The 22,363-nt window shown below is 38.9% G+C and carries 24 protein-coding genes; all 24 read left to right on the top strand.

All coding sequences use genetic code 11. From position 1 onward, the window contains the following. The first annotated feature begins 213 nt into the window (after positions 1 to 213). The 24 genes from nuoA (at position 214) to AC0IXC_RS18770 (ending at position 22,347) form a co-directional block, all read left to right on the top strand. Positions 214 to 582: an NADH-quinone oxidoreductase subunit NuoA gene (gene nuoA, locus AC0IXC_RS18885; RefSeq protein ID WP_000179270.1), complete on the top strand. Its 369-nt coding sequence runs from the start codon at positions 214 to 216 to the stop codon at positions 580 to 582. Next, positions 573 to 1,091, top strand: coding sequence for an NADH-quinone oxidoreductase subunit NuoB (nuoB, locus tag AC0IXC_RS18880; protein ID WP_002089729.1), 519 nt, complete (start codon positions 573 to 575; stop codon positions 1,089 to 1,091). Before nuoA ends, nuoB begins: the two co-directional genes overlap by 10 nt. Beyond that, positions 1,088 to 2,341 carry an NADH-quinone oxidoreductase subunit C gene (locus AC0IXC_RS18875; RefSeq protein WP_471653149.1) on the top strand — a complete coding sequence of 418 codons (1,254 nt, stop codon included), beginning with the start codon at positions 1,088 to 1,090 and terminating at the stop codon, positions 2,339 to 2,341. Before nuoB ends, AC0IXC_RS18875 begins: the two co-directional genes overlap by 4 nt. A gap of 3 nt (positions 2,342 to 2,344) precedes the next feature. Beyond that, entirely contained in the window at positions 2,345 to 3,445 is a 1,101-nt protein-coding gene (gene nuoD, locus AC0IXC_RS18870) for an NADH-quinone oxidoreductase subunit NuoD (RefSeq protein WP_002143861.1), read from the top strand. Further along, on the top strand, positions 3,445 to 4,446 hold the full coding sequence (gene nuoH / locus AC0IXC_RS18865; RefSeq protein WP_002068471.1) for an NADH-quinone oxidoreductase subunit NuoH: 1,002 nt from the start codon (positions 3,445 to 3,447) through the stop codon (positions 4,444 to 4,446). Before nuoD ends, nuoH begins: the two co-directional genes overlap by 1 nt. A 25-nt stretch (positions 4,447 to 4,471) precedes the next feature. After that, the gene (gene nuoI, locus AC0IXC_RS18860; protein WP_002016193.1) at positions 4,472 to 4,891 is read left to right on the top strand and encodes an NADH-quinone oxidoreductase subunit NuoI; all 420 of its coding nucleotides are present in this window, start codon (positions 4,472 to 4,474) and stop codon (positions 4,889 to 4,891) included. Next, complete coding sequence (locus AC0IXC_RS18855) at positions 4,888 to 5,412, top strand: NADH-quinone oxidoreductase subunit J (RefSeq protein ID WP_471653148.1); 525 nt, start codon at positions 4,888 to 4,890, stop codon at positions 5,410 to 5,412. The genes nuoI and AC0IXC_RS18855 overlap by 4 nt, the downstream gene beginning before the upstream one ends. After that, entirely contained in the window at positions 5,405 to 5,719 is a 315-nt protein-coding gene (nuoK, locus tag AC0IXC_RS18850; RefSeq protein ID WP_000100081.1) for an NADH-quinone oxidoreductase subunit NuoK, read from the top strand. Before AC0IXC_RS18855 ends, nuoK begins: the two co-directional genes overlap by 8 nt. Before the next feature lie 29 nt (positions 5,720 to 5,748). Further along, on the top strand, positions 5,749 to 7,611 hold the full coding sequence (gene nuoL, locus AC0IXC_RS18845) for an NADH-quinone oxidoreductase subunit L (RefSeq protein WP_061688682.1): 1,863 nt from the start codon (positions 5,749 to 5,751) through the stop codon (positions 7,609 to 7,611). Further along, positions 7,608 to 9,110, top strand: a complete 1,503-nt coding sequence (locus AC0IXC_RS18840; RefSeq protein WP_471653147.1) for an NADH-quinone oxidoreductase subunit M — start codon at positions 7,608 to 7,610, stop codon at positions 9,108 to 9,110. The genes nuoL and AC0IXC_RS18840 overlap by 4 nt, the downstream gene beginning before the upstream one ends. A 7-nt stretch (positions 9,111 to 9,117) precedes the next feature. Further along, positions 9,118 to 10,632 (top strand): NADH-quinone oxidoreductase subunit NuoN, encoded by a 1,515-nt coding sequence (gene nuoN, locus AC0IXC_RS18835; protein WP_002143854.1) that lies wholly within the window; start codon positions 9,118 to 9,120, stop codon positions 10,630 to 10,632. 208 nt (positions 10,633 to 10,840) lie between these two features. After that, positions 10,841 to 11,077, top strand: coding sequence for a DUF1146 family protein (locus AC0IXC_RS18830; RefSeq protein WP_002016201.1), 237 nt, complete (start codon positions 10,841 to 10,843; stop codon positions 11,075 to 11,077). Positions 11,078 to 11,128: 51 nt separating this feature from the next. After that, a complete protein-coding gene (locus AC0IXC_RS18825) occupies positions 11,129 to 11,833 on the top strand; it encodes a YwmB family TATA-box binding protein (protein WP_471653146.1) in 705 nt (234 codons plus the stop codon). 39 nt (positions 11,834 to 11,872) lie between these two features. After that, the gene (murA, locus tag AC0IXC_RS18820; RefSeq protein ID WP_002068497.1) at positions 11,873 to 13,177 is read left to right on the top strand and encodes a UDP-N-acetylglucosamine 1-carboxyvinyltransferase; all 1,305 of its coding nucleotides are present in this window, start codon (positions 11,873 to 11,875) and stop codon (positions 13,175 to 13,177) included. A gap of 253 nt (positions 13,178 to 13,430) precedes the next feature. Then, on the top strand, positions 13,431 to 14,450 hold the full coding sequence (spoIID, locus tag AC0IXC_RS18815; protein ID WP_002130041.1) for a stage II sporulation protein D: 1,020 nt from the start codon (positions 13,431 to 13,433) through the stop codon (positions 14,448 to 14,450). A 102-nt stretch (positions 14,451 to 14,552) separates the two neighbouring features. Next, on the top strand, positions 14,553 to 15,560 hold the full coding sequence (locus AC0IXC_RS18810) for a LytTR family transcriptional regulator DNA-binding domain-containing protein (protein ID WP_061673795.1): 1,008 nt from the start codon (positions 14,553 to 14,555) through the stop codon (positions 15,558 to 15,560). Positions 15,561 to 15,739: 179 nt separating this feature from the next. Continuing rightward, a complete protein-coding gene (locus AC0IXC_RS18805) occupies positions 15,740 to 16,582 on the top strand; it encodes an ABC transporter ATP-binding protein (RefSeq protein ID WP_471653145.1) in 843 nt (280 codons plus the stop codon). Next, positions 16,582 to 17,286: an ABC transporter permease gene (locus tag AC0IXC_RS18800; RefSeq protein WP_085312848.1), complete on the top strand. Its 705-nt coding sequence runs from the start codon at positions 16,582 to 16,584 to the stop codon at positions 17,284 to 17,286. The genes AC0IXC_RS18805 and AC0IXC_RS18800 overlap by 1 nt, the downstream gene beginning before the upstream one ends. 161 nt (positions 17,287 to 17,447) lie before the next feature. Next, positions 17,448 to 18,431, top strand: coding sequence for a peptidoglycan DD-metalloendopeptidase family protein (locus AC0IXC_RS18795; protein ID WP_471653144.1), 984 nt, complete (start codon positions 17,448 to 17,450; stop codon positions 18,429 to 18,431). 141 nt (positions 18,432 to 18,572) lie between these two features. Further along, the gene (locus AC0IXC_RS18790) at positions 18,573 to 18,707 is read left to right on the top strand and encodes a hypothetical protein (RefSeq protein ID WP_002016211.1); all 135 of its coding nucleotides are present in this window, start codon (positions 18,573 to 18,575) and stop codon (positions 18,705 to 18,707) included. 309 nt (positions 18,708 to 19,016) lie between these two features. Next, positions 19,017 to 19,289 (top strand): sporulation transcriptional regulator SpoIIID, encoded by a 273-nt coding sequence (gene spoIIID / locus AC0IXC_RS18785; protein WP_002089714.1) that lies wholly within the window; start codon positions 19,017 to 19,019, stop codon positions 19,287 to 19,289. A gap of 161 nt (positions 19,290 to 19,450) precedes the next feature. Beyond that, on the top strand, positions 19,451 to 20,452 hold the full coding sequence (gene mreB / locus AC0IXC_RS18780; protein WP_002130035.1) for a rod shape-determining protein: 1,002 nt from the start codon (positions 19,451 to 19,453) through the stop codon (positions 20,450 to 20,452). A gap of 417 nt (positions 20,453 to 20,869) precedes the next feature. Next, entirely contained in the window at positions 20,870 to 21,304 is a 435-nt protein-coding gene (fabZ, locus tag AC0IXC_RS18775) for a 3-hydroxyacyl-ACP dehydratase FabZ (protein WP_000931959.1), read from the top strand. 365 nt (positions 21,305 to 21,669) lie between these two features. Then, positions 21,670 to 22,347, top strand: coding sequence for a CpsD/CapB family tyrosine-protein kinase (locus AC0IXC_RS18770; protein WP_471653143.1), 678 nt, complete (start codon positions 21,670 to 21,672; stop codon positions 22,345 to 22,347). The last annotated feature ends 16 nt before the right edge of the window (positions 22,348 to 22,363 follow it).

The raw sequence follows: 22,363 nt of genomic DNA, 5'->3' as shown, positions 1-22,363 counted from the left end.
TTACACATTTATAATGAGTTGTAAAAATAGATTTGCTCAGCAAGTATTAATTGTTGTTTCTGTTCCCAATATATCGACATAGGAATTTGAAGTTTGCTATAATGAATTAAATAGTTGCATTATTTAGAAAAATTTAAAAATAATAAATGATGCAAGTAAGACATATTGTTTACTATGTGAACTTGTTCTTAATTCAGGGGGGAGGGTTTCACAATGGCAAGTGTATATGAAAATAGTTATATGATCGTTTTGATTTTCTTGCTATTAGGTATATTGCTGCCGGTAGTGGCTCTTACATTAGGGAAAATGCTGCGTCCAAACAAACCGAGTGCAGCGAAAGCGACGACGTATGAGAGTGGAATTGAGCCTTTTCATGATGCAAATATTCGGTTTCATGCTCGTTATTACATTTTCGCTTTATTGTTCGTCATCTTTGATGTAGAAACTTTATTTTTATACCCATGGGCTGTTGCATATGACAAACTTGGTTTATTTGCACTGATTGAAATGCTCATTTTTGTTGTGATGTTGCTAGTTGGATTAGCGTATGCTTGGAAAAAGAAGGTGTTACAATGGTTATAAATTTTGAGGAATTACACCCACAGGAGCGAGCGGAATTAGAAAGAAATATCTTTTTTTCTACATTGGAACAGTTGAAGGGATGGGCGCGGAGCAACTCTTTATGGCCGATGACATTTGGACTGGCATGCTGTGCGATTGAAATGATGGGAGTAGGCTCATCACATTACGATTTAGATCGATTTGGGTCATTTTTTCGGACTTCACCAAGACAATCGGACGTCATGATTGTGTCAGGAACGGTAACGAAGAAAATGGCACCTATTGTTCGGCGCCTATATGATCAAATGCCTGAACCGAAGTGGGTAATTGCGATGGGATCTTGTGCAACGGCCGGTGGTCCGTATGTGAATTCGTATGCTGTTGTGAAAGGTGTAGATCAAATTGTACCAGTTGATGTGTATATTCCTGGATGCCCTCCAAATCCTGCTGCTTTAATTTATGGAATTAATAAATTAAAAGAAAAAATTCGTTACGAGGCGAGGACCGGGAAGCAGGTGACGAATAAATGAGTGATCCAAATAAAGACTTAGAAAGTATGAAAAGAGAAGCAGCCCGTCATGCGAAAGAGGAAGCGCGAAAACGTCTTGCTGCGAAACATGGGGTGGAAATGTCCAAACTTGAAGGAGAACATCGAGAAAAAGAGAAAGCGCTACCAAAAGATAAGGGGATTAATGTAGAAGAAGCGAAGGCGAAAGCCGCAGCAGCCGCAAAAGCAAAAGCAGCGGTATTAGCGAAGCAAAAGCGAGAAGGATCAGAAGAAGTAACGGACGAAGAAAAAGCCAAAGCAAAGGCGAAAGCCGCAGCAGCTGCCAAAGCGAAAGCAGCGGTATTAGCGAAGCAAAAGCGAGAAGGATTAGAAGAAGTAACGGACGAGGAAAAAGTTAAAGCAAAGGCGAAAGCCGCAGCAGCTGCAAAAGCGAAAGCAGCGGCACTAGCGAAGCAAAAGCGAGAAGGGTCAGAAGAGGTAACGGACGAAGAAAAAGCCAAAGCGAAGGCAAAAGCCGCAGCAGCTGCCAAAGCAAAAGCAGCGGTATTAGCGAAGCAGAAGCGAGAAGGATCAGAAGAAGTAACGGACGAAGAAAAAGCCAAAGCGAAGGCCGTAGCAGCTGCAAAAGCAAAAGCAGCAGCGTTAGCGAAGCAGAAAGCCTCACAAGGTGAGGGGGATTCTGGAGATGAGAAAGCAAAGGCAATTGCAGCCGCGAAAGCGAAAGCCGCTGCTGCGGCAAGGGCAAAGGGATCTGTAAATAAGATAGAAGACGAACTGCAGCAGGAAGAACCATCAGTTAACCAACCATATTTAAATCGCTATGTGGAGGTTGTTAAGGAGAGGTTAGGAGAATATGCATTAGTAGATTCCTATATTAATAAGCTTTCAAAAGATGTTCCAACGCTTGTGGCGGAGCCTTCGAAATATTATGAAGTGATGGAGTTAATGCGATTGCATGAGGGACTTGCTTTTGATTATATGTCAGAGCTACATGCGACGGATTTTGTGACACATATGGAAGTATACGTTCATTTATTTTCATATGGAAAGAAACAGTCAGTAGCAGTGAAGGTAAAGCTGGATAGGGAAGCGCCGCAAGTAAAATCGGTGATGCCGCTTTGGAAAGGGGCAGATTGGCCGGAGCGTGAAGCGTATGATTTGCTCGGTATTGTATTTGAAGGTCATCCTAATTTATCTCGCATTTTAATGCCGGATGATTGGGTGGGGTATCCGCTTAGGAAGGATTATGAACCGTATGATGTGGAGGTGTAGCTTGTGATCCGTACGGAAGAGATGCTCTTAAATGTAGGGCCGCAGCATCCGAGTACACATGGTGTGTTTCGGCTTGTAATTAAGATTGACGGGGAAATTATTAAAGAGGCTACACCGGTTATCGGATATTTGCATCGCGGAACAGAAAAGATAGCTGAGAGCTTGCAATATACACAAATTATCCCGTATACAGATCGAATGGACTATTTATCAGCAATGACGAATAATTACGTCCTTTGCCACGCTGTAGAGACGATGATGGATCTTGAGATTCCAGAGCGTGCTGAATATTTACGGGTGCTTGCGATGGAGCTTGGGAGGGTTGCGAGCCATCTCGTCTGGTGGGGAACGAACCTGCTTGATATAGGAGCGGTTAGTCCATTTTTATATGCCTTTCGCGAACGAGAGATGATTATAAATTTATTAAGTGAATTGTGCGGTGCAAGGCTTACTTTCAACTATATGAGAGTCGGCGGCGTGAAGTGGGATGCGCCAGACGGCTGGATTGAAAAGGTGAAAGAGTTTGTTCCGTATATGAGGGAGCAGTTGGAAGGGTATCACGACCTTGTTAGCGGAAATGAAATTTTCTTAAATCGTGTGAAAGGCGTTGGCGTATATAGTGCGGAAGAGGCGATCTCGTATTCATTAAGCGGCGCAAATTTGCGATGCACGGGAGTCCACTGGGATCTTCGCAAAGATGAGCCGTATTCTATTTATGATCGTTTTGACTTTGATGTTCCTGTTGGGAGCACGGGAGATGCTTGGGACCGCTACGTTTGCCGGATGAAGGAAATTGAGGAGTCATTAAAAATTATTGAGCAAGCAGTCGAGCAGTTCCCGAAAGACGGCGCTGTGCTGGCGAAAGTGCCGAAAATTATTAAAGCACCTAAGGGAGAAGCGTTCGTCCGTATAGAGTCACCGCGGGGAGAGATTGGCTGTTATATTGCTAGTGATGGAAAGAAAGAGCCGTACCGCTTGAAATTTCGCAGACCGTCTTTTTATAATTTGCAAATCTTACCGAAGTTATTGAAAGGTGAAAACATCGCCAATTTAATTACGATTTTAGGTGGGGTTGATATTGTACTTGGGGAGGTTGACGGCTAATGATTGAGACGCTCTTACAATCACCTTCAAGCTGGACGAATTTCTTCATTTTTTTCGGGTTAGCGGTGCTTCTATTATTTGCAGTCCTTGGCTTCGTTACATACGGTATTTTGGCAGAACGGAAAGTGATGGGATTTATGCAAGGACGGATTGGACCAAACCAAGTTGGGGGCCGGTTCGGTTTACTCCAAACGGTAGCTGATGTTTTGAAACTATTATTAAAAGAAGATAGCATTCCGAAAGCTGCAGATAAACCGTTGTTTATATTAGCTCCTGTTATTGCATTCGCACCAGCATTTATGGTGCTTGCGGTTATCCCGTTTACTGATAAATTTCAGTTTGCGGATATTGGCGTAGGGTTGCTGTATTACATTGCTGTCTCTGGGATTACGACGATCGGCGTCGTAACTGGGGGATGGGCATCAAATAATAAATATTCCCTTTTAGGAGGGATGCGTGCGGCAGCGCAAATGATTTCTTATGAGATTCCACTTGTGATGAGTGTAATTGGCGTCGTTTTGTTAGCTGGTAGTCTTAACTTGAATGAAATTGTAGCGGCGCAGGAAAAGGTATGGTACATTTTCGCACAGCCAATCGGTTTCGTCATTTTCTTAATCGCGGCAGTTGCAGAGTTAAATAGGACACCGTTTGATTTACCCGAAGCGGAGTCAGAACTTGTTTCAGGATACCATACGGAATACTCAGGTTTTCGCTGGGCGTTTTTCATGCTTTCAGAGTATGTGTATTTCTTCGGGATGTCATCTTTAATTACAGTACTCTTTTTAGGAGGCTGGAATCCAGTTATGTTTCTTGGGTTTATTCCAGGAGCCGTATGGTTTGCTTTGAAATTCAGCAGTGTGGTCTTTCTATTGATTTGGTTCCGCGTTACGTTCCCGCGCATAAGAGGTGACCAGTTAATGGAGTTTGGCTGGAAAGTATTATTACCAATCGCACTTGCAAATATTTTCTTAACGGCATTGATTAAGGAGCTATTCTTCTAATCTATAAAGGGGGTGCCAGTAAGAGATGAAAGGACTATTTAAAGGGTTAAAATATACGCTTAGTAATTTGAGTAAGAAAAAGGTGACGTATGATTATCCAAATCAACCGTTGCCATTACCAGACCGATTTCGAGGTATTCAAAAGTTTTATCCAGAGAAATGTATTGTTTGTAATCAGTGTTCCAATATTTGTCCAACAGATTGTATTCAATTAACAGGAAAAAAACATCCTGATCCTACGAAAAAAGGGAAAATTATCGACACGTATGATATTAATTTTGAAATTTGTATTCTTTGCGATTTATGTACAGAAGTTTGCCCGACAGAGGCGATTGTAATGACAAATAACTTTGAACTTGCAGAGTATTCACGTGATGATTTATTTAAAAATTTGCAGTGGCTTGACGAGAACGACGAGAACATCAGGAAGGAGAATAAAGCATGAACGGCGAGTTTGTAGCTTTCTTTATATTATCCTTGTCTGCGATTATCGGCGGCATTCTTATGCTGAATTTAACGAAAGTAATGCATATGATGCTGGCCCTTGTGCTTACGTTCCTTAGCATTGCGGGTTTGTACTTTCTCTTATCAGCCGAATTTATCGGAGTGTCACAAATTTTACTTTACTCTGGTGCAATCACTATTATTATGATTTTTGGCATTATGTTAACGAAACATAACGCGGAAAATGAATCGCGCCTTACTCTTCGAAAATGGATTATCTTCTTTGCAGTTGTAGCATTTGGAGCAGTTATGTATTTCGCTGTTAATAGTATCGATTTTTCAAATCAAAGCACACAAGGAAGTTTACCTCTCCATGAAAATAACACACTTCAAATCGGTACACTTCTCTATTCAAAATATATTATTCCATTCGAATTAACCTCAGTTATTTTACTTGTAGCACTTGTAGGAGCGATTATCCTTGCGAAGAAGGATGAGGGAGAGGAGGATTCCCATGAGTAGCGTTCCAGCTTCTGCGTATTTAACACTTGCGATTATTTTGTTTTGCATCGGCTTATTTGGAGCTTTAACAAAGCGAAATACAGTAATTGTACTAGTTTGTATCGAATTGATGTTAAACGCCGCCAATTTAAATCTAGTAGCGTTTAGTAAATTAGGCTTGTTTCCGAATTTAACAGGACAAATTTTTTCGCTGTTTACGATGTCTGTAGCGGCAGCGGAGGCAGCGGTAGGTCTTGCAATTTTGATTGCTTTGTACCGTAATCGCCCGACAGTTCATGTAGATGAGATGGATACGCTCAAAGGATAGCATTGTGACCGAAAAGGGGGAAGGAAACAATGATCGATTATGCATGGCTCATACCGCTTTTCCCGCTTGTTTCGTTTTTGTTACTTATTGTGTTCGGGAAGAAAATTAGAGAGGGAAGTAGTGTACTAGGTATTTTCTTTACCTTTCTCTCCTTTATATCCGCGGTAGTGGTACTAATAGAACGGTTTTCATCCGAGGCAGTGAAGCATAAGTGGGTATGGCTTAGGGTAGGAGATATAGATATATCATTTGGTTTTGAAGTTACCGCATTAGGGGCTTTAATGTTGTTTATCGTTACGCTTGTGAGTTTTCTTGTACATGTGTACTCAAAAGGTTATATGAAAGGTGACACCAGATTACCAACCTTTTATGCATATTTAGGGCTCTTTACCTTTGCGATGCTTGGGCTAGTTATATCGACGAATTTATTACAGCTTTATATATTTTGGGAGTTAGTCGGCCTTGGTTCGTTTTTACTTATCGGTTTTTATTTCTTTAAAGAAGAAGCGAAGGCTGCTGCGAAAAAGGCTTTTATTATGACACGCATTGGGGATGTTGGGCTATTTATTGGGATGATATTAATTTTTTGGCACGCAGGTAGTTTTGAATATGACGCGATTTTTAAAGCGATTCATACGGGCGACCTCTCTCCTTCTATGATTACAATAACGGCGATATTAATTTTTATCGGTGCGATGGGGAAATCGGGTCAGTTCCCGCTTCATACATGGTTGCCAGATGCAATGGAAGGACCGACGCCTGTTTCGGCGCTTATTCACGCGGCAACGATGGTTGCAGCCGGCGTATATTTAGTAGCGACGATGTTCCCGCTATTTTCAGCAAGTGCGGTAGCGATGCAAACTGTGGCAATCGTTGGGGCTTTCACCGCAATCTTTGCGGCCTCTATCGGTCTAGTGCAAACAGATATTAAGAGGGTTCTTGCTTATTCTACAGTTAGTCAGCTCGGGTATATGATGCTTGCGCTAGGCTCGGCTGGTTATGTAGCTGGTATCTTTCACTTAACGACACACGCCTTTTTTAAAGCATTATTGTTTCTGGCAGCAGGAAGCGTAATTCATGCAGTCCATACGCAAAACATTAATAAAATGGGCGGTTTACAGAAAAAGATGAAAGTAACCGGTGCACTATTTTTAATAGGCACACTTGCAATTAGTGGTGTTCCTCTTCTTTCCGGATTTTTTAGTAAAGATGAAATTTTAGCGGCGGCTTGGATGAATGGCAATTACTTTCTATTCGTTTTAGCAGTAATTGCGGCATTTCTAACAGCATTTTATATGTTCCGTCTATATTTTCTTGTCTTTACGGGGGAAACGAAGACGAAGGAAGAGGTGCATGAATCACCTCGCACCATGACGTATCCGATGATTGTCCTTGGTGTTCTTGCGGTAGTGGCAGGTTATATAAATACACCGTGGTTCGGAACGTTTCTTGGGGATTGGCTTACGAAAGATATAGGATTCCAGGTGAAGGAAGTGCATGGACCTGTTTGGATTATGGTTGTTGCGACGCTCGTTTCATTTGCGGGAATTGCCCTCGCATATTTCATATATGGCAAGAAATCTATCTCTAGAGATTGGGCCGGTGGAGAAGGGACGTCTTTTTATAACCTTTTGAAAGAAAAATATTATGTGGATGAACTATACAATGCGACAGTACTTCCTATTACGAAAGGAATCGCTCATGTGCTTCGCTTATTTGAAGTATACGTTGTAGAAGGAATCGCAGTTTTAATTGCTGGACTCGTTAAAGGTATGAGTGGACTAGGATCACGGCTTCAAAACGGGAATGTACAAGTGTATGGAACTGTAACAGCAGTTTCGCTCGCAGTGCTCCTAATTATTTTGTTATATACGGGAGGGGATTTACGGTGAATGGATTGCTATTAACGTTCTTCATTTTTTCCCCGCTTTTAGGAATTCTCTTGCTTTTATTAACGCCGAAACGAGAATCGCGTACAGTGCAGGCGCTTGGTTTATTCGGAACGGCGCTTCCATTTGGAATTGCTATCGTCCTTGCTTGTACATACGCTTCAGGAAAGAGCTTATCGATATTTGATGAAAAAGTGAAATGGATTAAATTTGGGGATTTCACAGCAGTGGACAAAAGGTGGTTTTCAATTTATTACGAGCTCGGCATTGATGGTTTATCGCTTGTAATGATGGTGCTCACAGCCCTTCTAGCGATGCTTGCAGCTATTGCGGCATTTTCTATTAAAAGAAATTTGAAAGCATTCTACATGCTGTTACTCATGTTAGAAATAGGTATGCTCGGTGTCTTCGCTGCTCAAAATTTAATGTTGTTCTTCATGTTCTTTGAGATTACGTTGCCACCAATGTTTTTATTAATTGGCAAGTGGGGGAAATTGTCGAGTGAAAAGGCTGCATATAGTTATTTAATATATAACGGTATTGGATCAGCTATTTTACTTATCGTTTTCTCGGTTTTATTTGCGAAAACAGGTACAACAAATATTGCGGAGCTTAAAGAAATATTAACGAGTGTAGGTGCTGGGGGAGGAATGGCCGTCTCAAGTAGCGTACAGTTCGGCTTGTTTCTTGCCATAATGATTGCTTTTGCGATTAAACTCCCTGTTTTCCCTTTGCATCGCTGGATGGTCAATGTACACATAGAAGCGCATCCTGCTGTAGTTATGCTTCACGCGGGGGTTTTGCTGAAGATTGGCGCGTACGGTATTGTTCGCTTCGGGAAAGGATTATTCCCAGAATATTTTCGTGATTTTGCAACGCTAATTGCGGTTTTAGGGGTAATTAATTTATTGTATGGGGCCTTTCTAGCACTCATCCAAACGGACTTTAGAAAGGTACTTGCTTACTCTAGTATTTCGCATATGGGCATTGTATTAATGGGGCTTGCGGCGTTAAATGCACCAGGTATACAAGGGGCATTGTTCCAAGTTGTGTCTCACGGTTTAATTGCGGCCTTGCTCTTCTTCTTGCTTGGCATTATTGAAGAGCGTTTCGGGACTTCGGATATTACAGCACTTGGTGGACTCGCAAAAAGTGTTCCAGTGCTTAGTGGTTTCTTCTTAGCGGGCGGTATGGCATCGCTTGGAATGCCAGGGATGTCTGGATTTATTAGCGAATTCCTTGCCTTTCTCGGTTTATTCCAAGGGAAACCGGTTATCGCCGCCGCAGGTGTACTTGGAATTATTTTAACCGCTGTATACGTATTAAGAGCGACACTTCAAGTGACATTTGGTAAGAAAGAATGGGAAGCGAAATCTGATATACACGGATGGGAGTACATTCCTGTTATAGTGCTTATCGTTTGTATTATTGCAATTGGGGTAATGCCAGAACTACTAGGGGATCCACTTCAAACTACATTGAAAACATTGGGGGTGAAGTAGGATGGATATGAACACGTTACTTAGCTTATCATGGCATCTCATGGTACCAGAATTCATTATTCTCGGGGCAGCCATCCTTCTTTCCATATGTGATTTGTTTTTTAAGCTGAACCATAGGTACGTTGCGATTGGTGCAATTGCCGCTGCCTTGTTAGCGATAGTGTCATTAATGACGCTATATAGCGAACCGGCAGGAGACATTTTAAATGGATCGTTTGTACTAGATGGATTTTCAAAAGGATTTAAAACGTTGTTATTAGGCGGAGCAGCTCTCGTTTTATGTATGGCAATAAGCGATGACAAGAAGGAGCCTATTCAAGATAAAGGAGAATATTATTATTTGTTTTTAATGGCGCTTCTTGGAGCGATGTTCATGGCTTCTAGCGTTGATTTCATCACATTGTTCGTTGGTTTAGAGTTGCTTTCGCTTTCTTCCTATATTTTAGTAGGAATCAGAAAAAGAAACCGCGCATCGAATGAGGCTGCAATGAAATATGTCATTAACGGAGGAATTGGAACAGCAATTACACTCTTTGGAATGAGCTATTTATACGGTATTACAGGGTCGACCAACATAGTGGAAATGCAAAAGGCATTTACGCAAGGATTGGCCGGGGGCATTCAGTTATTGTTAGCCCTCGCATTTCTACTTTTGCTCGTTGGACTCTCATTCAAAATTGCAACAGTGCCATTTCATATGTGGGCACCAGATGTGTATGAGGGAGCGGCTACACCTGTCACTGCTTTTCTCGGAACGATTTCTAAAATTGCTGGTTTTCTACTCATTACGCGTTTGTTTCTTATGGTGTTTGCAGGTGTGGCAATCCAAGGAGACGCACAATCTTTGTACGGGCGTATGAGTATATACATTGCGGTACTAGCTAGTATTACGATGATTGTTGGGAACGTAGTAGCATTAAAGCAATACAACGTAAAACGTCTATTTGCCTATTCAGGTATCGCGCATGCTGGGTATTTGCTAGTCCCTCTTGTAGCGCTATCGCAGTTTACGATGGATAGTATGTGGTTTTATATGCTTGCATATATGCTTATGAATATAGGAGCATTTGCAATCATCCACGGATTAATCTTACAAAACGATAAGGAAAACATGACGATTTTTACAGGGTTATATAAGCGATCCCCCTTTACAGCTATAGTGATGACGGTCTTTATTTTATCGTTAGCTGGAATACCGGGGACAGCAGGTTTCATCGGAAAAATTAACATTTTTTTAGGGGCACTTCATGTTGAACCTGCTCATTACGTATTAGCTTCTATTATGATGGGGACGACGGTTATTTCATTCATATATTATTTCCGAATATTACAGCAAATGTTTTTCCGCAAGGGAGAGACAGAAGAAAAGCTCCGATTACCGTTAAATATAAAGATTGTCATGAGTCTTTGCGCAATTTCAATTGTAATACTAGGGATTATGCCGATGATTGGTTACAATTTCTTTTATGAACATTTTCCATTAATGAAGGATTTCTTCTTCTTGGGGAACGTGGTACAATAGTGGAAATAAAAGGTGTAGAGTCCGTACTCTACGCTTTTTATTTTGGAGTAACAGCAAATGAAAACGTCTATAGGTATATGTTTTCCGAGAGAAAATTACGATGTAAGATGCTTATTTGCGTTTGAAAAAGTGTGGCTCCTACTTATTTATGGTATCGTTTTTTACATTTTGCGTAAGTAGTAGCCAAGCAAAAAAAGGGGTCGATTTTTTGGCACATCTTTTAGGGCAACAAGCACTGATTGCCATTGTTTCGCATTTATTGTTTATTACCATTACGTGGTGGGCCTTACAAGGTATTCACATTGAGCGCTTAATGAAGTCTGGAAAAGTGATGCAGACGAGAGTATTACTTATCCTAATTACAATTGCAATTGGGACATCTGTAAGTAACTTTTTCCTTGATTATTTAGGCTATTCAAAGAGTTTAACGTATTTAGTAAAGTAAGTGTATAGAACCTCATATCTCCGTTAACAATGGGGATAGGAGGGGATGAAATTGAAGTTTAAAGCCATTCTTATCGTTATCGTAAGTGTTGTTTTATTTTTGGTTGGATATAAAGAGATGAAACCTATAAGCGACGAACAGAAAATGGAGAGCATGATTGCAGCTTTAGAGAAGAACGATGCAAAAGTAGAGCGGTGGTCATGGTTAGCGCGAGAAACGAAAACAATTTCTAATATACATACGTTTCAAAAATTGTTAAACGATGTGAAGGAAGAGGCAAACATCGAAAATTGGGAATTAGAACAATCTCCAGATGGATATAAGGCTACATCCTATAAAAAATCTTCTTCACATGAAGAACGAATAGTAGTAACTTGGAGTAAGGAAAATACTAAAGAAAACACTTTTATTATTTTTGAAGTGAGCGGGGCGAAATGGGACCCGAAGTACGTTCAGAACATGGATAAAATTTTTAGTGAAAAACCTATAATTTACACTTGTGTTCAAGGTGTACTGAATGATAAGATTGAAGGTGTTTTGCAAAATAAAACCAATCAGGTTTTGAAAGATCTTTCAGCAAGAGCGATCGAACAGATAGAAGAAAGAGCATTTGTATCAGTCTCCGCATATAATAAAAAGTGGAATGACGCTCTTTCAACAAATAGAGAGAAAATAAATGTGCAAATAGCAATACGTTCTACAAACAACAAAGATACAATTGTGGTTGGCACACCGATCATAACTTCTGAGTATTGAGTGAATAGATACTGAAAAAAGGACACGGAGGGGAATAATTTGGAAAAGATCATCGTCCGTGGCGGAAAGCGGTTAAGCGGCACAGTGCGTGTTGAGGGCGCAAAAAATGCTGTATTACCTATAATCGCTGCAGCCCTATTAGCGAGTGACGGAAAGAATGTACTATCTGAAGTACCAGTATTATCTGATGTATACACAATTAACGAGGTATTACGTCATTTAAATGCTGAAGTCGTATTTGAAAATAACCAAGTAACAATCGATTCTTCTAAAGAATTAAACATTGAGGCACCATTTGAGTATGTACGTAAGATGCGTGCATCTGTTCAAGTAATGGGACCATTATTAGCACGTAACGGTCGTGCTCGTATTGCACTTCCTGGTGGATGTGCAATTGGTTCACGTCCAATTGACCAACATTTAAAAGGCTTCGAAGCAATGGGAGCGAAAGTAAAAGTTGGTAACGGATTTGTTGAGGCACACGTAGAGGGCGAACTAAAAGGAGCTAAAATTTATTTAGACTTCCCAAGCGTAGGCGCGACAGAAAACATTATGTCTGCAGCTACATTAGCAAAAGGGACAACAGTCCTTGAAAACGCAGCGAAAGAGCCAGAAATCGTTGACTTAGCTAACTTCTTAAATGCAATGGGAGCGAAAGTACGCGGAGCTGGAACTGGAACGATTCGTATTGAAGGCGTTGAAAAATTATATGGTGCAAACCACCCTATTATTCCTGATCGTATTGAAGCAGGAACATTCATGGTTGCAGCGGCAATTACAGGTGGAGACATCTTAATTGAAAATGCTGTGCCTGAACATTTACGCTCAATTACAGCGAAAATGGAAGAAATGGGTGTTAAAATTATTGAGGAAAATGAAGGTGTACGTGTTATCGGCCCAGATAAGTTAAAAGCGGTTGATATTAAAACTATGCCTCATCCAGGTTTCCCAACAGACATGCAATCACAAATGATGGCATTATTACTACATGCTGATGGAACAAGTATGATTACAGAAACGGTATTCGAAAACCGCTTTATGCACGTTGAAGAATTCCGTCGTATGAATGCTGATATTAAAATCGAAGGTCGTTCTGTAATTATGAACGGTCCAAGTAGCTTGCAAGGAGCTGAAGTTGGTGCAACTGATTTACGTGCTGCAGCAGCATTAATCTTAGCTGGTTTAGTATCAGAAGGTTATACTCGTGTAACAGAGTTAAAACATCTTGACCGCGGTTATGTAGACTTCCATAAGAAATTAGCTGCATTAGGTGCAACTATTGAACGTGTAAATGAAAAAGTAGAAGAAGTGAAAGAACAAGAAGTTTCTGATCTTCACGCTTAATTGAAGTAGTCTCTATGTCTTTTGACATAGGGGCTATTTTTTTTGGGTTATTACTGTTATAGTCAATAAATTCCATACTTATGCACGTCTCAGTGAAAATATTTAGAAAATTTTTGTTTTATTCCACTATTTGCGGTCAGTAAAACCCCACTGATTATAGTTTCACTTTATATCGATACCCCCAAGTATGTTCTAAAAGATCCCGTATTTCCATAAGAATGAAAGGAATCCAACTTTATATTGGGGGAATAGGATGAAATTTTCAAAGCCACTTTTCATTACAGTAGCGCTCTTAATAGCGCTCGTTATCATTGTACCTGCTGCTCTTGTTATTCCGTTTGCGAAAGCAAAAGTAGGGGAAGAAGCAGCTTCTAAAACTCCTCCAGCGATAGAAAGTATACCAGCTCCAGGGAAAGTGGATACAGCCGTTCAAGTTGCTGTATATCGTGATCAGCAGAAGAAGGTAGAAACATTACCTATGGAGGAGTATGTGGCCGGTGTAGTAGCTTCTGAGATGAATGCCAGCTTTGAAATAGAGGCGCTAAAGGCGCAGGCATTAGCAGCAAGAACATTTGTAGTGCAGCGTATGCTAAGCGGTGGTAAGAAAAACAATGCGGATGTGATAGATACAGTGAAAGATCAAGTGTACAAAAGCAAAGAGGAATTGAAGAAACAATGGGGTAATAACTACGAAAATAATTTAAAGAAAATTGAGGAAGCCGTTTCGCAAACCGCAGGACAAGTTTTAACGTATGATGGAAAACCAATTTCAGCATCCTTCTTCTCAACGAGTAACGGACGAACAGAAAATGCAGCTGATTATTGGGGAAATGATTATCCGTACTTGAAAAGTGTAGATAGTCCGTGGGATCAAGCTTCTCCAAAATTTACGAGTGAGCAAAAATTCACAGTAGCTGATTTTCAAAAACGTCTCGGTGTGAAAGTACTAGCAAACGGAAAGGTTGGTAATATTAAAGACCTTACGGAAGGAAAGCGAGTAAAGGATGTAGAGTTCCAAGGGAAAACATTAACAGGAAAACAAGTTCGTGAAAAGTTAGATTTACGCTCCTCAGACTTTACGTGGAAACAAGAAGGGGATAACATCACCGTTACAACGAAAGGATTCGGTCACGGCGTCGGTATGAGCCAGTACGGTGCGAATGGTATGGCAGCGGAAGGCAAGAAATATACAGAGATAGTCGCTCATTACTATAAAGGCATTGAAATAAAGACGATGAATGATTATGAAGGAAAATTGATGGTGAAGAAGTAGGTGTCAGGGGTTTCCTGATACCTACTTCTTTTTTGTTTAAAATATCATAATTTTCCATTAAATGTTTGGTATAATTAGAGAAAAATATTTGGGGGAGACAGAATGGCGTTATTGGAGTTGAAACAGTTAGGGAAGACGAACCAGTTACCGGCAATTGAGCTAGAGGTTGAGAAGGGACAATGTGTTGTTTTGCAGTGTAATAACCATACAGCTAAAGTGTTGCACCGCATCATTATCGGTGAAGAAGAAGCTTCAACTGGCAATGTACTATTTGAAGGCACAGCGATTGGAAAGAAGAATTATTCCCGCATCGGCTTTTGTTTTTTGAAAGATGAAGCATACGATCGTTTGAAGGTGAGGGAGTACTTTAAGTTTATATTAGGGCTTTATGAATCTAACATGAGTATGGAAGAAGCAGTACAATATGTCGGTCTCCTAGATAAGTTGAACGTTAAAATAGAAAAATTGTCATTTTCAGAGAAACGCCGTCTTCATCTTGGGCGAGTTATGATTCATAATCCGGATTTAGTTATTTTAGAAGAGCCAGAGCAAAATGTCGATACAGAGAGTACGATCATTATTCGAAAAGCGATTATGAAAATGAAAGAGCAAGGAAAGGCGATTTTTATTACGTCATCTTTTTTATCAGATGCGCTCTCGCTAACAGAAGATGTATACATATTAAATAACAATGGTGTGAAAAAGGTAGAAATTGAGCAAGAAGAAGTGAAAGAAGTTGACGAAGAAAAGGTCATTCAAATGATTCCGCAAATGAAACTTGAAAGAATTCCAGCGAAAGTGAACGATAAAATCATTTTACTGGATCCGATGGAGATCCATTTCATTGAAACACAAAATGGAGTGACACATATTCATGTGCGCGAAGGTGACTTCGTATGCGCATTAACATTAAGTGAACTAGAAACGAGATTAACAGGATTCGGATTCTTTAGATGTCATCGCTCGTACCTCGTTAATTTACAAAGAGTACGAGAAGTCATTACGTGGACACGTAATAGCTTTAGTTTAATTTTGGATGACGAAAGAAAAAGTTCAATCCCGCTTTCAAAAGGACGAATGGATGAGTTAAAAGGTGTAATTGGGCTATAAAAATGCTCCAATAAGCTCAAAATACGATTCATTCACCGGTAAAAATACTCCCTTTACCGGTATTTTACTGCGCCTACCCTTTGTTTTTCATATGATTGAGTCAAGAAAAACGAAACAAACAAACGAAAAGCGCTAAAGCGACTTTCATCTATAAAAAGAAAAACAAAGGGGATGACGAAATGACATTTGCAATTGAAATGAAAGATGTAATGAAAAGTTTCGATGGAAAAACGGCCCTTCGAAATGTAAATATTGAGGTGAAGCAAGGAGAAATCTTTGGATTCCTTGGACCGAGTGGATCTGGGAAAACGACAACAGTAAAAATATTAACTTCTCAATTGCTTCATAGCGTTGGAACTGTAAGAGTGTTAGGTAAAGACATTACAGGTCCAAGTAGTATCGATTACAAGCGAATTGGTATTTTAACAGACAACAGCGGCCTATACGAAAGACTTAGCATCTATGATAACTTACTACTATTTTGTGACTTATACGATTGTAAAAAAGAACGAATCGATGAAGTGCTAGCACAAGTGAACTTATTGGATGATAAAAAAACACAAGTGAAAAAATTATCAAAAGGAATGAAGCAGCGCGTCACATTAGCGAGAGCAATTCTTCATAAACCAGATATCCTCTTCTTAGATGAACCAACATCCGCACTTGATCCAGTAAACGTACAAAACATTCATAAAATCTTAAAAGACTTAAATAAAGAGGGAACGACGATTTTCTTAACGACTCACAATATGGACGAAGCAGAAACACTTTGTAACCGCATCGCCTTTCTATGCGGCGGAGAAATTGTAGCACTCGATACACCAGAAAACTTGCGATTAAAATACGCGAAAGATCAAATACAAGTTGTGTTAACCGATAAGAAGAAAGAAATTGTGAAAAAAGATGAATTAGGGGCAAAACGCATTTCAGAATGGATGAAAAAAGGCGAATTACTATCTATTCATTCACATGAGCCAACGTTAGGCGATATCTTTATTGAAGTTACTGGGAGGGGACTATAATGACATTTTCAATGAGACGTGTATCAGCTATTTTTAGAAAAGAAGTACAAGATTTTAAGACAAATTCACAAGTGTTGTTAATGGCATCTTTACCAATTATATTTGCATTTATATTTAGCAGATTTGGGCAAGGGAGTGCGGGTGTTAGTATTATTACTTTAACGAGCTTCCTCTTTGTTGCTGGATTTGTTCAATCTATGGTAATCGCAGAAGAGAAAGAAAAGCATACATTGCGTGTATTAATGTTATCTCCAGCATCTTCTGTTGAAGTTCTTCTTGGAAAAAGTATATTAACAGCATGTTTGACGTTGATTATTTGTATTGTGAACTTATTCATTCTGGATCAATTAAGTGGCAACCTTTTATTGCTAGGATTGATTATGTTATGTGGAACGATTTTATTTATCGTAATTGGAACAGTGATTGGGTTATTAGCTGAGTCTGTACCACAAACATCACTAATTGGAATGCCGATATTAATGACGATGTATTTAGCTGTACAATTTGAGCCAATGGTCGAAAATAAAGTAATTAAGACGATGATTGAGTACCTTCCAACATCCCATATGGCGAAAGCGATTAACAGCTTAGTAGATGGAGCTGGGTTTAGTAGTATTAGTGGACATATGCTAAATGTTGGGATTTGGTTTGTTATTTCGCTTGCTGCATGTTTAATCGTGTACAAGAAAAAACAATTAGACTAAAAACTGAGCTGAAACGCTCAGTTTTTTCCTTTTTCTATCATTTCCTCGGAAATTTTGTAATTCTTATACATATTTTTACAGATTTTGTCGAAAAGTAATTAGTTATAGGTTGTATAGGATGAGTGAATATTGTTCAAAATGATTGCTGAGGTGATGATGGAATGCGAGGAAGAAATAGTAAAAAGTCGCAAAAAGTAGTACATTTATTTCAAAAAAGATGGGTGTTTCCGGCACTATACATTGCTTGTGCAGCGGTAATCTTAATGGTTGCGCTATGGTTCCAGGGAGCTAATCCAAAGAAAGCTCCGAACCAAGATCAAGCAACACCGTATACACAAACGGAAGATCCGGCAGTACCAGTAACAAAATCTTCAGAAGTAGTGAAAATGCCAACTGCAGCAAATGCAGAAGTAGTAGTACAGAAGAAATTCTATGAAGATGCAGCATCAGAGGCGGAACAAGAAAAAGCACTTGTCTTTTATAACAACACATATTCCCCGAATAAAGGAATTGACATTGCTGCGAAAAACGGAAAAGAATTTGATGTTACAGCTGCTTTAAGTGGTACAGTAACGAAAGCTGAAAAAGATTCACTTCTTGGTTATGTTGTAACAGTAGATAGTGGAAATGGTGTAGCAGCATCTTATCAAAGCTTAGGCAGTGTGAAAGTAGAAAAAGGTGCAAGAGTCGCGCAAGGTGAAGTGTTAGGAAAATCAGGTCTAAATGCAATGAATAAAGATGCAGGTTCTTACGTTCACTTTGAAGTACGTAAAGACAATGTGGCTGTGAACCCTGAGCGTTATTTAAATAAATCAGTAGCAGAAATTAAAGCTGATGCAGGTGCTGCAAAGGCGACAAATGCTTCTGGTAAAAAAGCTGATGACAAATCTCAAAAAGAAGAAAAGTCAACAAGCACGAAACCAGAAGATAAGTCTCAAAAAGAAGAGAAATCAACAAGCGGCTCGACTAGTGATAAAGAGACGAACGGCAAACAAGATGAGAAATCTCAAAAAGAAGAGAAATCGACAAGCGGTTCGACTAGTGATAAAGAGACGAACGGTAAACAAGATGAGAAATCTCAAAAAGAAGAAAAATCAACGAATGGTTCTACAGAACCATCTAACGGTTCTTCTTCACCAGAATAATAAAGTGAAAAAATCAGTTCTCATTAGGAGAGCTGATTTTTTTATTTTTATATAAAAATAATCAATTTCGAGAAAAAAGTTGCAATAACAAGGAAAAATGACGAGATTCTCGAATATATATTACAAAAGGGAGGGGATACTGTGTCATTTTTATCTGTTCTGTCGATTGCTATCATTTTATTGTTTGTTTTATTCGCTTTATATTATTATATTGCCGGTAAGAAAGAAGTCCCCCACCATCAGTTGTTAGAAGAAGAATATGAAAGAGAAGAGTGACACCTTTTATAAAGAGGTGTCACTTTTTTTCGCCATAATTGTCATCGTTAACGTATTTCTCACAAAAAAACGTAATTTTTCTTAACTTAGTCCGCAAAAATAGTGAACATGTAGCATATATCATTAGTGCGGGCAATACAATGGTATAAACCAATGCAAAGAGAGTGTTTGAGGTGAGAAATCGTGAATCATTTCATTATAAATCCAAGAATGTTTAACGCTTACAAACAGCACTCACATTTACTTCATAGTCGTATGCAGCGAGTCTCATTTCACACTTCTCACATCCAATTTAGGGAGGCGAGTGGTGTGCACGATTACATCAAAGAGAGAACTATCAAGATTGGCAAGTATATCGTGGAGACAAGAAAGACAGTGCGTGTAATCGCAAAGGAATTTGGGGTATCAAAGAGTACAGTCCATAAAGATTTAACAGAACGTTTGCCAGAAATTAATCCAGAGCTCGCAAATGAAGTGAAAGAAATTCTTGATTATCATAAGTCTATTCGTCATTTAAGAGGTGGAGAAGCAACAAAGCAAAAGTACCGAAAAGAAGATACAGAAAACCCTGTGCGCCAATAAATCTAAAATAGCAAACATTCCTTGTGAATTCGGTAATATTTTTCAGAAGAATTCTTTTTGCGAATATTACGTTTCTGTTAAATTTATGATAAAATCAGAAATTAGGTGTAAAAGAATTCGGGTGTAACCTGATTTTGAATATCGAGGAGGAAATGACGGGAATGTTTGCGCGAGATATCGGAATTGACCTAGGCACGGCTAACGTATTAATTCATGTTAAAGGTAAGGGTATTGTATTAAATGAGCCATCTGTTGTGGCAATTGATCGTAATAGTGGAAAAGTATTAGCAGTAGGTGAAGAAGCAAGAAGTATGGTGGGACGTACACCTGGTAATATTGTAGCAATTCGTCCGCTTAAAGATGGTGTAATCGCAGATTTCGAAATTACAGAAGCAATGTTAAAGTATTTCATTAACAAATTGGACGTGAAGAGCTTCTTTTCAAAACCTCGCATTTTAATTTGCTGTCCAACAAATATCACATCTGTAGAACAAAAAGCAATTCGTGAGGCTGCTGAACGTTCAGGTGGTAAAACAGTATTTTTAGAAGAAGAACCAAAAGTAGCCGCAGTTGGTGCTGGTATGGAAATCTTCCAGCCAAGCGGAAACATGGTTGTTGATATTGGTGGAGGTACAACAGATATTGCCGTACTTTCTATGGGTGATATTGTTACCTCTTCCTCTATCAAAATGGCTGGCGATAAGTTTGATATGGAAATCTTAAACTACGTTAAACGTAAGTATAAGCTATTAATTGGAGAACGTACTTCAGAAAATATTAAAATTAAAGTTGGTACAGTATTCCCAGGTGCACGTAGTGAAGAGCTTGAAATTCGCGGACGTGACATGGTAACAGGTTTACCACGTACAATTACAGTATGCTCTGAAGAGATTACAGAAGCACTAAAAGAAGACGCAGCTATCATTGTACAAGCTGCAAAAGGCGTACTAGAGCGCACACCACCAGAACTATCTGCGGACATTATCGACCGCGGTGTTATTCTAACAGGCGGTGGAGCTTTATTACACGGTATCGACATGCTTCTAGCAGAAGAATTAAAGGTACCAGTATTAATCGCTGAAAACCCAATGCAATGTGTTGCTATTGGTACAGGTATTATGTTAGAGAATATTGATAAATTACCACGTCGTGCATTGAAATAAAGTGAGAAAGAGCTAAGGGAAAACCTTAGTTCTTTTTTTTTTATTTTTTTAATTCTAATTTTTTACGAAAACGGAAGAATAATAGAGGAAAATAAAGAAATAAGGTGATATATCCGTATATACAGTTAAATTTAATGTTTTCTTATTTGAAAACGTATGTAATATAATGATTCGGAATACGACATTAAGGCAAAAAATGTTCAAATACATATTGCCTTTCCCTAATTTGGGCATACACTCTTTTCTACCTCCGTGTCAGTTGCTGGGAAGTGCAACTATTTTAATGGAATAGAGTGTGTGCATTTTTTTATAATAGAGAGTAAAGTGTTACTTTATAATGACAAATAATAAACAAAATGGGATAATAACAATATGTCCAAGTGGTAAGACCAATATTACAAAAGGGGCGATTGTTACATGCTAAATATAGAACAAATTAAAGAAATCATTCCACACCGTTATCCATTTTTACTTGTTGATAAAATATTAGAAGTGGATGAGGGGAAAAGAGCGGTTGGAATTAAAAATGTATCTGCAAACGAGGAGTTCTTTAATGGACACTTCCCAGATTATGCAGTTATGCCTGGTGTACTTATTGTAGAAGCATTAGCACAAGTTGGGGCAGTTGCTGTATTAAAGAAAGAAGAAAACCGCGGGAGACTTGCTTTCTTCGCAGGCATCGACAACTGCCGCTTCAAAAAACAAGTACGCCCAGGTGATCAACTTCGTTTAGAAGTAGAAATGACACGCGTACGTGGACCAATCGGAAAAGGAAAAGCAATCGCAACAGTGGATGGTGAAGTTGCATGCGAAGCTGAAATTACATTTGCAATTGGTGATAAAAAAGAATAGAGAGTAATTTAAAAATCCTTCTGCATATTACAGAAGGATTTTTTTAATTACCTATATTTTTTGTTCTAAATATAAAAATACAAAATAATCAGAAAATTAATTGTAAATGAATGGAAGTTTGTATATAATAGCGATGTAAATATCTTGAAATTAAGATAAATGATAGTGCGACAAAAATAGAGATGTCGTTGTCACATTATAGAGGTTATGAGATAGGACAAAGGTTATTATGATTCGTTATGATGAACTGTAGAGGAAAGTAATGGGGAAATTTAACGGTAGAAGTTAATGAAAAATAGGCGTAGCATATCGAGCATAAAAGAGAAAAAGGGAAAAGGTCGCATTTTGAAAAAGGAGACTAGAACATGTTCGGAAGAAAGAAAAGAAAACCATTACGACAATTAATTACACATAAAGAGCCTAAATCACGTATTACAGAACAATACCGTAACATTCGTACGAACATTGAATTTACATCTGTAGATAACCATATTCGTTCTATTATTGTCACTTCAGCAGATCCAGGAGACGGGAAAACAACGACTATTTCTAATCTAGCAGTTGTTTTTGGTCAACAAGGAAAGAAAGTATTGTTGATTGGGGCTGACTTACGTAAGCCGACAATTCAAAACTTATTTGCGATTCATAATTCAAATGGATTAACAAATTTATTATCAGGACAGGCTTCGTTTATGCAATGTATTCAAAAAACAGATATAGATAATGTATATGTCATGCCAGCAGGCCCAATTCCGCCAAACCCTGCAGAACTACTAGGATACCGTAAAATGGACGAAATGCTTTTAGAGGCATATAAGATGTTCGACGTCATTCTAATCGATACGCCTCCTGTGCTGGCGGTTACAGACGCGCAAATACTTGCAAACAAATGCGATGGAGTTGTATTAGTAGCTCGTAGTGAAAAAACAGAAAAAGATAAACTGATAAAGGCGAAACAAATATTAGATAAAGCATCTGGAAAACTACTTGGCGTCGTTTTAAATGATAAAAAAGAAGAACAAGAACAATATGGATATTATTAGAAAATAATGTGTAAAA

It is taken from the genome of Bacillus sp. AC266, assembly GCF_979253805.1.
The sequence above is the reverse complement of the archived record's forward strand: the minus strand, read 5'-3'. Positions and strand labels throughout refer to the sequence as shown.